General features: G+C 67.8%; 17 protein-coding genes and 1 tRNA gene. 12 read left to right on the top strand and 6 right to left on the bottom strand.

The window, feature by feature from the left end:
- Nucleotides 1–27 precede the first annotated feature (27 nt).
- From ABZ004_RS36395 to ABZ004_RS36385, 3 genes are all read right to left on the bottom strand, one after another.
- Nucleotides 28–483: a DUF2690 domain-containing protein gene (locus ABZ004_RS36395; protein WP_355686248.1), complete on the bottom strand. Its 456-nt coding sequence runs from the start codon at nt 481–483 to the stop codon at nt 28–30.
- 1 nt (nt 484) lies between these two features.
- Nucleotides 485–964, bottom strand: a complete 480-nt coding sequence (locus tag ABZ004_RS36390; RefSeq protein WP_355686247.1) for a hypothetical protein — start codon at nt 962–964, stop codon at nt 485–487.
- 267 nt (nt 965–1,231) lie between these two features.
- Nucleotides 1,232–1,699 carry a GatB/YqeY domain-containing protein gene (locus ABZ004_RS36385; protein WP_355686245.1) on the bottom strand — a complete coding sequence of 156 codons (468 nt, stop codon included), beginning with the start codon at nt 1,697–1,699 and terminating at the stop codon, nt 1,232–1,234.
- A 26-nt stretch (nt 1,700–1,725) separates the two neighbouring features.
- Here ABZ004_RS36385 and ABZ004_RS36380 point away from each other — a divergent pair, with 26 nt between their 5' ends.
- The 8 genes from ABZ004_RS36380 (at nt 1,726) to ABZ004_RS36345 (ending at nt 7,272) form a co-directional block, all read left to right on the top strand.
- Entirely contained in the window at nt 1,726–2,661 is a 936-nt protein-coding gene (locus ABZ004_RS36380) for a metallophosphoesterase (RefSeq protein ID WP_355686243.1), read from the top strand.
- Between the two features lie 24 nt (nt 2,662–2,685).
- Nucleotides 2,686–2,759 (top strand) — tRNA-Pro (locus tag ABZ004_RS36375).
- Nucleotides 2,760–2,827: 68 nt separating this feature from the next.
- The gene (lipB, locus tag ABZ004_RS36370) at nt 2,828–3,457 is read left to right on the top strand and encodes a lipoyl(octanoyl) transferase LipB (RefSeq protein WP_355686242.1); all 630 of its coding nucleotides are present in this window, start codon (nt 2,828–2,830) and stop codon (nt 3,455–3,457) included.
- A gap of 24 nt (nt 3,458–3,481) precedes the next feature.
- On the top strand, nt 3,482–3,985 hold the full coding sequence (locus tag ABZ004_RS36365; protein WP_355686241.1) for a hypothetical protein: 504 nt from the start codon (nt 3,482–3,484) through the stop codon (nt 3,983–3,985).
- Nucleotides 3,978–4,679: a carbohydrate-binding family 9-like protein gene (locus ABZ004_RS36360; RefSeq protein WP_355686239.1), complete on the top strand. Its 702-nt coding sequence runs from the start codon at nt 3,978–3,980 to the stop codon at nt 4,677–4,679. Before ABZ004_RS36365 ends, ABZ004_RS36360 begins: the two co-directional genes overlap by 8 nt.
- 93 nt (nt 4,680–4,772) lie before the next feature.
- Nucleotides 4,773–5,561, top strand: coding sequence for a CoA transferase subunit A (locus tag ABZ004_RS36355; RefSeq protein ID WP_355686238.1), 789 nt, complete (start codon nt 4,773–4,775; stop codon nt 5,559–5,561).
- Nucleotide 5,562: 1 nt separating this feature from the next.
- A complete protein-coding gene (locus ABZ004_RS36350) occupies nt 5,563–6,192 on the top strand; it encodes a CoA transferase subunit B (protein WP_355686237.1) in 630 nt (209 codons plus the stop codon).
- Nucleotides 6,193–6,378: 186 nt separating this feature from the next.
- Complete coding sequence (locus ABZ004_RS36345) at nt 6,379–7,272, top strand: PfkB family carbohydrate kinase (RefSeq protein ID WP_355686235.1); 894 nt, start codon at nt 6,379–6,381, stop codon at nt 7,270–7,272.
- Here the strand turns inward: ABZ004_RS36345 and ABZ004_RS36340 are convergent.
- Nucleotides 7,259–7,942 (bottom strand): NUDIX domain-containing protein, encoded by a 684-nt coding sequence (locus ABZ004_RS36340; protein ID WP_355686233.1) that lies wholly within the window; start codon nt 7,940–7,942, stop codon nt 7,259–7,261. The two genes, ABZ004_RS36345 and ABZ004_RS36340, sit on opposite strands and share 14 nt — an antisense overlap.
- A gap of 82 nt (nt 7,943–8,024) precedes the next feature.
- On the opposite strand from ABZ004_RS36340, the gene ABZ004_RS36335 reads away from it, so the two are divergent.
- The gene (locus ABZ004_RS36335) at nt 8,025–9,017 is read left to right on the top strand and encodes an SPFH domain-containing protein (protein WP_355686231.1); all 993 of its coding nucleotides are present in this window, start codon (nt 8,025–8,027) and stop codon (nt 9,015–9,017) included.
- Entirely contained in the window at nt 9,014–9,889 is an 876-nt protein-coding gene (locus ABZ004_RS36330; protein WP_355686229.1) for a hypothetical protein, read from the top strand. Before ABZ004_RS36335 ends, ABZ004_RS36330 begins: the two co-directional genes overlap by 4 nt.
- Before the next feature lie 6 nt (nt 9,890–9,895).
- Here ABZ004_RS36330 and ABZ004_RS36325 read toward each other — a convergent pair whose 3' ends face one another.
- Together ABZ004_RS36325 and ABZ004_RS36320 are read right to left on the bottom strand one after the other, a co-directional pair.
- The gene (locus tag ABZ004_RS36325; RefSeq protein ID WP_355686227.1) at nt 9,896–10,525 is read right to left on the bottom strand and encodes a LysE family translocator; all 630 of its coding nucleotides are present in this window, start codon (nt 10,523–10,525) and stop codon (nt 9,896–9,898) included.
- Between the two features lie 56 nt (nt 10,526–10,581).
- Nucleotides 10,582–11,325: an SDR family oxidoreductase gene (locus ABZ004_RS36320; protein WP_355686226.1), complete on the bottom strand. Its 744-nt coding sequence runs from the start codon at nt 11,323–11,325 to the stop codon at nt 10,582–10,584.
- A gap of 102 nt (nt 11,326–11,427) precedes the next feature.
- Between ABZ004_RS36320 and ABZ004_RS36315 the strand changes: the two genes are divergently transcribed.
- Together ABZ004_RS36315 and ABZ004_RS36310 are read left to right on the top strand one after the other, a co-directional pair.
- Nucleotides 11,428–12,243, top strand: a complete 816-nt coding sequence (locus ABZ004_RS36315; RefSeq protein ID WP_355686224.1) for a helix-turn-helix transcriptional regulator — start codon at nt 11,428–11,430, stop codon at nt 12,241–12,243.
- 70 nt (nt 12,244–12,313) lie between these two features.
- Nucleotides 12,314–12,984: hypothetical protein (locus ABZ004_RS36310; protein WP_355686222.1), on the top strand; the 671-nt coding region annotated here is incomplete at its 3' end.

Genomic DNA, 12,984 nt, shown 5'->3' with positions numbered 1-12,984 from the left:
CGGTGGTTGTGCATCTTCTGCACTCTCCTACAGCGTCACCCGGCGACAGCCGTCGTCCCTGGCCGTGTAGACACAGAACATCTCCCACGGGTAGGCCTGGGAGATCATCTTCGTCCACTGGTGCCCGTTGGGATTGCTGGTGTAGGTGATCATGGCCGTCGGATCACCGTTCTCGTTCCATTTGCCACCCTGAATCAAGGCGTACTCGCCGAGTCCACCGACCGACGAATCGTGGCGAAGCCTTGTCCAGAAGGCGTGACAGCTCGGCGACCAGCGCAGTTCGGCCAGAATCAGACTGGCCTCGAGGTCGTCCTTGGTGACCGCATCCTTGGAGCATCCGGTGGTCTCCGGGTCCAGGCCGTTGCAGCCTGCGTAGGTGCAGGGCGGTGCGGCGAGAGCGGGCGCCGTCGTCAGCCCCGTCAATCCGCCAGCAGCTAGGGTGACGGCGGCGAACACCCGCAGTACGCCAGTGATATTGCGCATGTCAATCACTCACATTCCTTATCGGTGGATCACCGGTAGACCCACGGGCTGTACGAATCCGGTCCCTGGGAGTCGGCCCAGACACCGCGCCAGTACCAGCCGCCGCCGAACATGTTGGTCCACTCTTTTGTCTCGCCGGGGCAGAACTGGTGCTGAGGCGTTTGTCGACGATCAGGTTGTGATCGTGGTCGTAGAAACCGCGCTCGATCTGCAACGAGATGCACCAGAAGCTCGGTGTCGCATAGGACTGGACCCACGCCGCCCTGCACGCCGGCGAATAGATCACCACGACGTCGTACTCCCCGCTGGAGATCGCTCGCTGGTCCGCGGTGCACCCCATGGCGACCGGGCCCTTGTTGTAACAACCAGTACCGGTGCAGCCGACCGCCGACGCGGTGGTCGCGGTGAGTCCGGTCAGCGCCACCATGGCCACGAATGTGCCCAGAGCCAGCACCACCCGACGCAACAGATTCTTCGACATAAAACCTCCGGTGAGCACCTCAGAGCTCCGAACCGGGGCATGCGGCAGCGAAGATAACGCGTCGTATGCAAATGCCGGACGGAGCGGTCAGGCAATGGACGGAAACGACTTCTTGCCTGACGCTAACCCCGCCCCGTTGACACCGGGAAGTGGTCCGAACGAGATTGCATTTTGTTGCAATCCTGCCCGGACCCTACGTCTGCAAAATGCGAGTTGTGGAAGTTGCAGCTTTTGACACTTGCAGGCTGTTGCAATTTGCGCCGGGCGCTAGCCGGCCAGTTGGCGTTTTACCTCGGCGGAGACGGCGCCGCCGTCGGCCTTGCCTTTGACCTTGGGCTGGAGGGCGCCCATCACCTTGCCGATGCCGCGCGGGCCGAGTTCGGCGGCGCCGGTCGCGGCGATGGTCTCGGTGACCAGGGCGGCGATCTCCTCGGCGGTCAGTTGCTCGGGGAGGTACTCGGCGAGGATGTCCGCCTCGGCCTGCTCCTTGTCGGCCAGTTCGGCCCGGCCTGCCTCGCGGTACGCCGTGACGGACTCGCGGCGCTTCTTGGCCTCTGCACCGAGGACCTCGAGAACCTCCGCGTCGGACAGCTCGCGGGCCTCCTTGCCGGCCACCTCCGCCTTGGTCACGGCCGTGAGCGCCATCCGCAGGGTCGACTTGCGGATCTCGTCGCGCGCCTTGAGGGCCGCGGTCATGTCGTCGTGCAGGCGCTGCTTCATCTCGGAGTTGGACATGCCCACGATTGTGGCAGGCTGGTGAAATGAGTTTCACGGGGTCTGCCCTGAAGACCGCTGCCGTCGTGGCCGGCGTCGGCGCCGCCTGCGTGGCGTACGCGGCGGGGATCGAGGTCCGCTGGTACACGCTGCGCCGGTTCACGGTACCGGTGCTGCCGCCCGGCGCCGACCCGATCAAGGTGCTGCACCTGTCCGACCTGCACCTGATGCCGAACCAGGAGCGCAAGATCCGCTGGGTCAACGAGCTCGCCAAGCTCGAGCCGGACCTGGTCGTCAACACCGGCGACAACATCTCCAGCCCCGACTCGGTGCTGCCCCTTCTGCGCGCACACGGAGCCCTGCTGGACCTGCCCGGTGTCTTCGTCTTCGGCTCCAACGACTACTGGAAGCCGCACTTCAAGAACCCGGTCAACTACCTGCTCCCGGCCCAGAAACAGCGCCACAAGCCGCACGGTCCCGACCTCCCGTTCGAGGAGATGCGCAAAGCCTTCACCGACGCCGGCTGGACCGACCTGAACAACGCGAAGGGCAGCCTCAAGGTGAACGGGCTCCGCCTCGACTTCGCCGGCACCGACGACCCGCACATCAAGCGAGACCGGTACGCCGAGGTCGCGGGTGAGGTGGATCCCGCGGCGGATCTGTCGATCGGGGTCACCCACGCGCCGTACCAGCGGGTCCTGAACGGTTTCGTCGGTGACGGGTATCCGCTGGTGCTTGCAGGACACACCCACGGCGGCCAACTCGCAGTACCGCTGTACGGCGCTCTGGTGACCAACTGCGACCTGGACACGTCGCGGGTGAAGGGTCTGACCAGCTGGGGCTACAACGGCCGCCAGGCAGCCCTGCACGTGTCGGCCGGCCTCGGCACTTCGCCGTACGCGCCGGTCCGTTTCGCCTGTCGGCCGGAGGCGACGCTGCTCACTCTGGTGCCCCGGATTAACCCGATTTCGTCCCAGCGGTAGGCGCATGTAAGCTAACGCCGACTTCGGGCTGTGGCGCAGCTTGGTAGCGCGCGTCGTTCGGGACGACGAGGTCGCAGGTTCAAATCCTGTCAGCCCGACAGATGAGGGTGGTGACCACTTGGTCACCACCCTCACTTTCTTTTGCGGCACTGCCTAGGGTGGTGTCGTGCAGAGGGTGGATCTGGGCGAGGTCGAGTACGAGGTCGCCACGAAGGACATGGCGACCTGGGTCGCCGAACGAATCGACGGCGAGGCCGAGGACCGGCTGTTCCTGCTCAGTCATCCGCCGGTGATCACGTACGGGCCGCGCACCTCGCTTGCCGATCTGCCGGCTGAGGCCGCGGCCATCCCGACCGTCGCGGTGGACCGCGGCGGCTTCGCGACGTACCACGGGCCCGGGCAGCTGGTCGGGTATCTGGTCATCGACCTGAAGCGGCGAGGCGTGGTCGACGTCGTCCGCTGGGTCGAGAACGGGCTGATCGACGCCCTCGGGTCGCTGGGATTCCCGCTGATCCGGCGCGACACTCCCAAGGGCGCGAGCAGCCTGGTGGGTGTCTGGACCGAGGACCATCGCAAGCTGTGCTCGATCGGCATGCGGATCAGGCGCGGCGTGACCAGCCACGGCTTCTCGATCAACCGCGATCCGGAGATGAGCGTCTTCCACACCTTCACCACCTGCGGCCTGCACGACGTGACGATGGTCTCCCTGGCCGAACTCGCCGCCGAGACCGGCGTCCCGCTGCCCACCGACGAAGAACTCCGCACTGCGGTGGCCACGTCCCTCGGCGCAACCTGAGCGGGATATCGATAGCCTGCGGGCATGAGCGACGACGTGAGCGACGCCGAGGAGGCGGGGCACGGCGTGCCGGCCGACTTGGAGGAGGCGCTCGAGGAGGCGGACGCGGAAGCAGCGGAAGAGGCCGACGAGGGGCGGTTCGACGCGCCACCCTTGCCGCCGCTGCTGGTTCTGGCGGTGGTGGGGCTGCTGGCTGGTTTCGTCATGATCGCCTGCATCTGGCTGAGCGAACAGGGCTGCAACCAGATCCGCGACACCCCGAACTGCGGTGCCGTTGGGTTCCCGCTGCTCGTCCTGACCGTGGTCGTCACGATCGTCCTGGCCGCGCTGGCACTCACCAAGCTGGCGATGCCGCATCCGCGGCTGGTCGCGTTCCTCGGGGTGATGTTCATGCTCCTGATCGTGCTGGCCTTCCTCACGGATCACCTGTCGTCGACGTGGAACCTGCTCGTCGTACCGGTGCTGTCCGCCGTCACCTTCCTTGTCGCACACCTGATCGCCGGACGGTTGGAGCGAGCCGATGCCTGAACTCCCCCGCTACAAGTGCCTGCGCACCACCGCCGTACCGAATCTCGACGGCACCCTGACCGACCCGGCCTGGGAGAACGCGCCCTGGACCACCGACTTCGTCGACATCCGCGGCGGCGACAGCCCGGCGCCCCGGTTCCGGACCCGCGCCAAGCTGATGTACGACGACGACTTCCTGTACGTCGGCGGCCTGCTCGAGGAGCCGCATGTCTGGTCGACGATGACCGAGATGAACACGTACCTGTTCGAGGAGAACAACTTCGAACTGTTCCTCGACCCGGACGGCGACGGGCTCAACTACTACGAGCTCGAGGTCAACCCGCTCAGCACCCTCTGGGAGCTCACGCTCACCAAGCCGTACGACGACGGCGGTCACGCGGTGAGCCCGACGAACCTGCCGGGCCTGCGCTCCGCAGTACACGTCGATGGAACCCTCAACGACCCGTCGGACACCGATGCGGCCTGGTCGGTCGAGCTGGCGTTGCCGTGGGCCGAGCTGGCGCAGTTCAACCAGGGCAAGCCGCGGCCGGACGCCGGTGACGAGTGGCGGATGAACCTGATGCGGATCGAGTGGAACCACCAGGTCGTGGACGGCGAGTACCGCAAGGGTTCCGAGCAGGACTTCTGGGTCTGGTCCCCGCAGTACGTCGTCAACATGCACAAGCCGAGCGAGTGGGGCGTACTCGAGTTCTGACGGCTGTGGTTCTGGCCACAGCGGATGACTCTCGCCGGATGTCTGGGCGCTGGTTAGAGTCGAGCGGACACCCAACTGCAATGGAGCAGCCTGATGGACAAGACGTACGAGACGCCGCAGGCAGCGGTCGACGACATCGGCGACGGTGCGAGCCTCGCGGTCGGCGGCTTCGGACTGTGCGGCAACCCGATGCAGCTGATCGAGGCCCTGCACGCGAAGGGGGTGAGCGGGCTCAGCGTCGTGTCGAACAACTGCGGCGTCGACGACTGGGGACTCGGCATCCTGCTCGCGGACAAGCGGATCGCGAAGATGACGTCGTCGTACGTCGGCGAGAACAAGGAGTTCGCCCGGCAGTTCCTCTCCGGTGAGCTGGAGGTGGAGCTCACCCCGCAGGGCACGCTCGCCGAGAAGCTCCGGGCCGGCGGCTGCGGGATCGCCGCGTTCTTCACGCTGGCGGGTGTCGGCACCCAGGTGGCCGAGGGCGGGCTGCCGCAGAAGTACAACACCGACGGCTCGGTGGCGAAGGCTTCGGAGCCGAAGGAGACGCGCGAGATCAACGGTACGACGTACGTGCTCGAGCACTCCATCACGACGGACTTCGGCCTGGTGCACGCGCTGAAGGGCGACACGCACGGCAACCTGATCTTCGATCGGAGCGCCCGCAACTTCAACCCGCTGGCGGCGATGGCCGGGCGGATCACGATCGCGCAGGTGGAAGAACTGGTCCAGCCTGGTGAGCTGAACCCGGACGAGATCCATCTGCCCGGCGTCTACGTCCAGCGCATCGTTGCTGTCGGCAAGGACATCGAGAAGCGGATCGAGAAGCGGACGGTCCAACCCCGCGAGGCCTACGAGGCCGCCCGTCAGAAGCTGGAGGCCTGAGATGCCACTGACCCGTGAGCAGATGGCCGCCCGGGCCGCGGCCGAACTCGAGGACGGCTCGTACGTCAACCTCGGCATCGGCCTGCCGACGCTGGTGCCGAACTACATCCCCGACGGCGTCACCGTCGTCCTGCAGAGCGAGAACGGCATCCTCGGCGTCGGCCCGTACCCGGTCGAGGGCGACGAGGACCCGGACCTGATCAACGCCGGCAAGGAGACCGTCACGACGTTGCCAGGGGCATCGTTCTTCGACTCGTCGCTGTCGTTCGGGATGATCCGCGGCGGCGCGATCGACGCGGCCATCCTCGGCGCGATGCAGGTCTCCGCCAAGGGCGACCTGTCGAACTGGATGATCCCGGGCAAGATGGTCAAGGGGATGGGCGGCGCGATGGACCTGGTCCACGGCGCCAAGAAGGTGATCGTGCTGATGGAGCATGTCGCCAAGGACGGCTCGCACAAGATCCTCGAGGAGTGCGACCTGCCCTATACCGGCCGCGGCGTCGTCAACCGGATCATCACCGACCTCGCCGTCCTGGACATCGCCGACGACGGCCTCCACCTGGTCGAACTCGCCGACGGCGTCACCTTCGAAGAACTCCAGGAAAAGACCGGCGCCCCGATCAAGCAGTAGGCCTTCTCACTGAACGGCACCAGTCCGGTACGCACGGCTCGGAACGTGGTCGAGAACACGGTCCGGGCCGGCTGCCGATGCCAACCTCAGTCCTGGGTCAAGTCGTCCCACAAAGGTGGATGCGGTCTTGTGGTGGGCGGTTGACTGTGCGGGAATGAGGCGGGCGAGTGGGGACAGGTGGTAGGCGTGGATGTGTTCGTGATCGGTGGCGTGGGCGTCGACACGATCGTGCGGGTGCCGGCCTTGCCGTTGCCGGCGCGGGAGACGATCACCGTCGATCCGATCGAGTCGTACGTCGGGCACACCGGGCACGGCGTCGTCCTGGGCTGCCACCGGCTCGGCCTGGACGCGGCGATCGCGGACGTGATCGGTGACGACGACGAGGGCGACCGGATCCGCTGGACCTACCAGAAGCTCGGCATCCCGTTCACCGCGGTGCTCACCCCCGGCGGCACCCGGCGCGCGGTGAACCTGGTCTCCCCCGACGGGCGCCGGGTCTCGCTCTACGACGCCCGCCGGCCGCAGTACGACGGACTCAAGGTGCACCCCGATCTGTGGCGCCCGGACGTGGTCCGGACCAGGCACGTGCACGTCTCGATCATGGATTTCGCCCGCCAGGCGCTGCCCGACCTGGCGATGGCCGACTGCTCGGTCTCCACCGATCTGCACGACTGGAACGGCGTCGACGACTACCACCGCGACTTCGCGACCGCGGCCGATGTGGTCTTCGTTTCCGCCGCGGCGCTGCCCGACGACGCGATCGGCTGGATCTTCGCGCACGGCCGCGCCCAGGCGGTGGTCGCGATGGCCGGCGCCGGCGGCAGCTACCTGCACGTCCCCACCGAGAAGCCGGTGCACATCCCGGCGATCGAGATCCCCGATCGGCCGGTCGTCGACACCAACGGCGCGGGTGACGCCTATGTCGCCGCCTTCCTCGCGACCTGGCTCGACGGCCGGAGCTGGGAGGAAGCAGCGCAGGCGGGCACCATCGCGGGCGCCTGGGCGTGCGGGTCAGCCGGGACTCACACCGAGCTGATCACCGCCGAGCAGCTCATGACGCTGGTTCTCAGCCGCGATTGAGCGGTGGGTAGAGGAACGTCGCCGGGCCGCGCTGGAACAGCTGCGCCGGCCGGCCGCCGTCGCGCGTAGTGGTCGCCCCGACCGGTACGACGAAGCCGTCGGTCCTGGTCACCTTGCGGTGGAAATTCCGCGGGTCGAGCGGCGTCCCCCAGACCGCCTCGTAGATCCCCCGCAGCTCCGAGATCGTGAACTCGTCCGCACAGAACGCCGTCGCCAGCGGCGAATACTCCAGCTTCGCCCGGGCCCGCTCCACCCCGTCCACCAGGATCCGATGGTGATCGAATGCGATCCGATCAGGATCAGCCAGTACGCCGGAAGCGGCCACCCACCTCGCCGAAGCGGCGTCGGTCCCCGCCACCGGGGTGGGCAGATCCGGAACGAGCGCGAGGTACGCCACGCTCACCACCCGGCCGCGTGGATCGCGACCTGGTTCGCCGTACGTCGCGACCTGCTCGAGGTGGATCCGGTCGGACACCAGGCCGGTCTCCTCGGCGAGCTCACGCCGGGCGGCCGCCTCCAGATCCTCCGCCGGCCGGACGAAGCCGCCCGGTAACGCCCAGCGACCCTTGTGCGGCTCGATCCCGCGCCGGATCAGCAGCACCTGCAGCTCCCCGTCACGAACGGTGAGGATCACCAGGTCGGCGGCGACGCCCATCGGCTCGAAGTCCATGAAGAAGCACTCTAATCGTCATCTTGACGAAAAGCGATCGAACCCTTATCGTCAAAGTGACGACAAAAGAGGAGACAGTGCCATGGCGGACATCACCAGGTTCCGGTTCATCAGCCACCTGCGGGCCAACCCGACCACCCACGTGCGGCACCTGCGCAACGGCAAGCTCGCGCACGACGGGGCAGGGCAGGCCTTCTGGTTCCGGGCCCTGAACTCGTCGCTGAGCGAGATCCCGGTCGACGACCGCGAGCAGCCGCTGCTGTTCCACGGCCGGACGGTCGACTTCCAGGACGTGGTGGTGCAGGCCACGGTCACCTACCGGGTGATCGATCCGGCGCTGGCCTCGACCCGGCTCGATTTCGGGATCGACCCGGACACCGGGCTCTGGCGGGCCACCCCCTTGGAACAACTCGGCGGCCTGCTGACCGAGTTGGCTCAGCAGACGGCACTCGATCTGCTCGCCCGGATGACGTTGACGCAGGCACTGTCCGAGGGGATGGCCTCGCTGCGGCTCGCGGTGAGCACTGGCTTGCGGGAAGACCAGCGGTTGACCGGTATCGGGATCGGCGTCGAGGACGTCCGCGTGGTCGCCGTACGGGCTGAAAGTGATGTGGAGCGGGCGCTGCAGACTCCGACCCGGGAGATGGTTCAGCAGGCGGCCGACAAGGCGACGTACGAACGGCGTGCGATGGCCGTCGAGCGGGAGCGGTCGATCGCGGAGAACGAGCTGCAGAACCAGATCGAGCTGGCCCGGCGCGAGGAGCAACTCGTCACGCAGAAGGGACAGAACGAGCGGCAGCGCGCGACCGAGGCGGCCGCGGCCGGACGGATCGAGACGGAGGCTTCGGCCTCCCGGCGCCGGCAGCTCGCCGAGGCCGACGCCGACGCGAAGCGAGTGCTGGGTGCGGCCGAAGCTGCTGCCGAGAAGGCACTGCTCGAGGCGTACGCCGAGCTGAGCCAGGGCACGATCCTGGCGCTCGCGATCAAGCAGGGCGCGCTGCCGGAGATCGGCACGCTGAACCTGACGCCGGACCTGATCACCCCGCTGCTGGCGAAGCTGGCGAGCCAGGAATGAGCCTGCCACCCCGGGCGGTGGTGGTGCACCGGGCGACCGAACTCACGGAGCTGGTCGCCCGGCACGGCACCCGCCAGCAGGCCGGCTTCTTCCTGACCTCGCGCGGTCGCGATCTGGCCGAACTCGATGCCCGCCATCAGGCCCAGCAGGAGGCGCTCGCCGCGGTATCGGTCGCGATTCCGCTGGACTGGCGACGAGCTGTTGCCGAGCGCAACGATCTCGACCGGTTCGTCTTCGGGCCGGAGGATCTGGTGATCGCGGTCGGGCAGGACGGTCTGGTGGCCAACGTCGCGAAGTACCTGGACGGGCAGCCGGTGATCGGAGTCGATCCGGAGCCGTCGCGCAACCCCGGCGTACTGGTTCCGCATGAGCCTGGTGCGGTGGCGGGGTTGCTGCGGGGGTTCTCGGTCGAGGAACGCACGATGGTTGCCGCCAGCACCGATGACGGGCAGCGACTGCTGGCTTTAAATGAGGTTTATGTGGGGCATCGGACGCATCAGTCGGCGCGCTATCGGCTCGCGACACCGGAGGGGTTGGAGGAACGCCAATCCTCCTCAGGGCTGCTGGTCGGCACCGGCACAGGGTCAACGGGGTGGTGCCGCTCAGCCTGGCAGGAACGCCACTCGCCACTGCGCTTGCCAGGAGCGACCGATCCGGCGCTCTGCTGGTTCGTTCGCGAAGCCTGGCCGTCCCCGGCCACCGGAACCTCTTACACAGAAGGGCTTCTGACCGCCACCGACTCGCTACTCATCACCGCCGAGTCCGACCTGGTGATCTTCGGCGACGGCATAGAGTCCGACACGTTGTCAGTTGGCTGGGGTCAGCGAGTAGAGATCTCCGTCGCCGACATCCACCTCCACCTGGCCCGCTGAACGGGCCTATCGCTCAGCGGCCAGGCGAACACCCAGGCCGATGAAGATGCCGCCGGCGGTGACGTCGAGGCCGCGGCGTACTGCGCGGCGACGGCGCAGGGTGGAGCCGATCCGGCCGGCCAGGACGCCGACGGTGCCGTCGACCAGGAACTCGAAGACGACCAGGATCGAGCCGAGAATCGCGAACTGGATCCAGACGTGCCCGAGGGCCGGGTTGATGAACTGCGGGAGCAGCGCGATCGTGAAGGTGACCATCTTGGGGTTGAGCAGATTGGTCGTCAGGCCGCGCAGGTAGGCCTGGCGACCGCCGATCCCGGCCTGCCCGGAGTCCTCGGTGACGTCGAGCTTGCCCCGGCCGCGGATCGCCTGAACACCCAGGTAGATGAGGTAGGCCGCACCGACGATCCGTACGACGGTGAACGCCGTCGGGACTGCCACGAACAACGCGGTCAACCCGGCCGCGGCGAGCGCCACGTGAATCGTCTCGCTCGTCGCCACGCCACACGTCGCGAGCAGCCCGGCCCGGGGTCCGCCACGAATGCCACAGCCGAGGATGAACAACATGTCCGGTCCGGGCACGATCATCGCCACCGCAGTGGTGACAATGAACGCCAGCAGCAGCTGAGTGTCGACCATACGGTCATGTTGTCACCCCGCCCGGACCGCGGCGGCTCAATTTCCACCCACCGGACTCAGACTTCTTTCGAGGGCTGGATGACGAGGTGCGGAAGGTTGACGTGCCGCGGGCGGCTGACGACGTACGAGATCAGGTCGGCGACCTCCTCCGGCTGGACTGCCGGCAGCGAGCTGCGAAGGTCGTTCACCATGGCCTGGAGGTCCGCCGGGAAATTGTCGGCGAGCTCCGTGCCGCCCGTCATTCCAGGTTCGAGGTTGGTGACGCGGATGCCTTGTCCCGCCACCTCCAGGCGGAGGGCCCTGGACAGATAGCTGACGGCGGCCTTCGTCGCGCCGTACACCGCCATACCGGCCAGATAGCGGTCGGCGCCGATCGACGAGACGTTCACGAGGTCCGTACTGCGAGTCGCCGCCGAGCGTTGCAGGGCGGGGAGGAAGGCGCGGGTGGTGTTCAGGACGCCGGCCAGGTTGATGTCGATCATCTGCCGGCCGTCCTCCGCGGGCTGCTGCTCGAACGGGTTGAACAGCATCACGCCGGCGTTGTTCACCAGCAGATCCAGATCTCCGAACCGGCTCTGCACGAGTTGAGCGGCCGCGGCGAGTGATCCGGCGTCCGTCACGTCGGCCGGTACTGCGAGTGCGGTGCCGCCGGACTCCGCGATCCCCGCGGCGAGCTTCTCCAGCCGGTCCGGACGCCGCGACAGCAGAGCGACAGCGGCGCCGTCCGCAGCCAGCCGGGTTGCGATGGCGGCGCCGATTCCGCTGGCGGCGCCGGTGATCAGGGCTACACGATGTGTCATACCTCCACCGTCGCGGGCGGCTGCCCGCAGAACCAGATCCGCCTCGACCGTGGGTCTGGCAGTACCACCCAGGTCGCCCCAGGGTGGTGGATACTTGCCGATGTGACGACCAGGCCCCAGCTCGGAGAGTTCCTCCAGAGCCGCCGCGCCCGGGTGCGTCCCGAGGAGGTCGGTCTGCCCGCCGTCCCGGACCGCCGGGTGGCCGGCCTGCGCCGCGAGGAAGTCGCGATGCTCGCGAACGTGAGCATGGACTACTACATCCGGCTGGAACAGGGCCGCGCCGCGAACCCGTCGGCCGTAGTACTGAAGGCCGTCGCGGATGCGTTGCGGATGAGCGAGGACGAGCGGAACCACCTGCTGTCGCTGGCATCACCGGCCCCTCGCACCGGGCCGGCGCCCGTTGTCGTACGACCCGCGCTCGCGGCGATGATCGAGTCGCTGCGAGAGGTGCCGGCCCTAGTACTGGACCGGCTCAGCAACGTGCTCGCGTGGAACCCCGCAGCAGATGCGCTGATCGCCGACTTCGACGCGATGGAGCCGGCCGAACGGAACCTGGCGCGGCACTATTTCCTGGACCGTTCCGCACGGACGTTGTACGACAACTGGGAACTCGTCGCCAAGGACGCTGTTGCCCAGCTCCGGCGAGCTTCCGCGGAGTACGCGGACGACCCTGAGCTCGCGGAACTCGTCGGCGAACTCTTGGCCCGGAGCGCCGACTTCACGGCGTACTGGAACACGCAGGACGTCAGCAGCCGGTCGCACTGCCCGAAGGTCCTCAACCACCCGACCGCCGGGCGGCTGGTCTTCTCGCTCGAGTCGCTGGAGCTGCCCGGTGACGACCAGACCGTCGTCACCTACACACCGGCCGACCCGGCGACGAAGTACACGCTGAGGAACCTGCTCACCCAGACCGCCTGAGACCGAGCGTTATTCGGCCGGAAGAAGACAGGTCGGTCTTGGTGAACGCCTCAGGACCTATCGTCGAGGTGTGACCTGGTTACTGGCTGTGCTCGGTGGGGGCGGAGTGGCGCTGGCCGGCCGCTATGTGTGGGACCGGCGCGCTGCCAGGCGGGGCGACGCGGCGGAGCTCGAACAGGTCAAGAAGCTGGCCGACGAGGACGTGACGCTGCTCGGCGAAGAACTCACCCGGCTTGGCGGGGTCGTGGAGGGCGTCGAACTCGACGCGGAGACCCGGCTCGACTACCAGGCCGGGCTCGATGCCTACGAGGCCGCCCAGCGCGCCGTCGGAGACATCAACTCGGCGGATTCGATCAGCTCCGTGACGGATGCTCTCGCGGCCGGGCGGTACGCGATCGTCTGCGTCCGGGCGCGTGTCGCCGGTGAACCGGTGCCCGAGCGACGGGTGCCATGCTTCTTCAACCCGCAGCACGGGCCGTCCACGACCGACGTTCTCTGGAACCAGCCGGCTCGCGGTACCCGGAAGGTGCCGGCTTGCGCACAGGACGCGGCGCGACTGAAGGCGGGCGAGGAGCCCGAGGTCCGGTACGTCATGGTCGGCCATCGCCGGGTTCCGTACTGGGAGGCGGGCGCCGCAATCGCGCCGTACGGGCGTGGGTACTTCGGAGCAGGTGCCGGCGCGAGCTTCGTCGCCCTCGCCGCCTTCGACCGCCAGGCCGACGCCGGCGCCGGTGGCGGCTG

Origin of the sequence: Kribbella sp. NPDC006257 (genome assembly GCF_040613535.1) — a bacterium.
GTDB lineage: Bacteria > Actinomycetota > Actinomycetes > Propionibacteriales > Kribbellaceae > Kribbella.
Note: the sequence above shows the minus strand (reverse complement) of the source record. Positions and strands in the feature narration are given on the sequence as shown.

Excerpts from the sequence above, each read along its gene's own strand:
- ABZ004_RS36330 (WP_355686229.1), top strand. The coding sequence starts at position 9,014 with ATGAGCCTGCCACCCCGGGCGGTGGTGGTGCACCGGGCGACCGAACTC.
- ABZ004_RS36360 (WP_355686239.1), top strand. The coding sequence starts at position 3,978 with ATGCCTGAACTCCCCCGCTACAAGTGCCTGCGCACCACCGCCGTACCG.
- ABZ004_RS36340 (WP_355686233.1), bottom strand. The coding sequence starts at position 7,942 with ATGGACTTCGAGCCGATGGGCGTCGCCGCCGACCTGGTGATCCTCACC.
- ABZ004_RS36380 (WP_355686243.1), top strand. The coding sequence starts at position 1,726 with ATGAGTTTCACGGGGTCTGCCCTGAAGACCGCTGCCGTCGTGGCCGGC.
- ABZ004_RS36355 (WP_355686238.1), top strand. The coding sequence starts at position 4,773 with ATGGACAAGACGTACGAGACGCCGCAGGCAGCGGTCGACGACATCGGC.
- ABZ004_RS36390 (WP_355686247.1), bottom strand. The coding sequence starts at position 964 with ATGTCGAAGAATCTGTTGCGTCGGGTGGTGCTGGCTCTGGGCACATTC.
- ABZ004_RS36395 (WP_355686248.1), bottom strand. The coding sequence starts at position 483 with ATGCGCAATATCACTGGCGTACTGCGGGTGTTCGCCGCCGTCACCCTA.
- ABZ004_RS36335 (WP_355686231.1), top strand. The coding sequence starts at position 8,025 with ATGGCGGACATCACCAGGTTCCGGTTCATCAGCCACCTGCGGGCCAAC.
- ABZ004_RS36385 (WP_355686245.1), bottom strand. The coding sequence starts at position 1,699 with ATGTCCAACTCCGAGATGAAGCAGCGCCTGCACGACGACATGACCGCG.
- ABZ004_RS36320 (WP_355686226.1), bottom strand. The coding sequence starts at position 11,325 with ATGACACATCGTGTAGCCCTGATCACCGGCGCCGCCAGCGGAATCGGC.
- ABZ004_RS36350 (WP_355686237.1), top strand. The coding sequence starts at position 5,563 with ATGCCACTGACCCGTGAGCAGATGGCCGCCCGGGCCGCGGCCGAACTC.
- ABZ004_RS36325 (WP_355686227.1), bottom strand. The coding sequence starts at position 10,525 with ATGGTCGACACTCAGCTGCTGCTGGCGTTCATTGTCACCACTGCGGTG.
- ABZ004_RS36365 (WP_355686241.1), top strand. The coding sequence starts at position 3,482 with ATGAGCGACGACGTGAGCGACGCCGAGGAGGCGGGGCACGGCGTGCCG.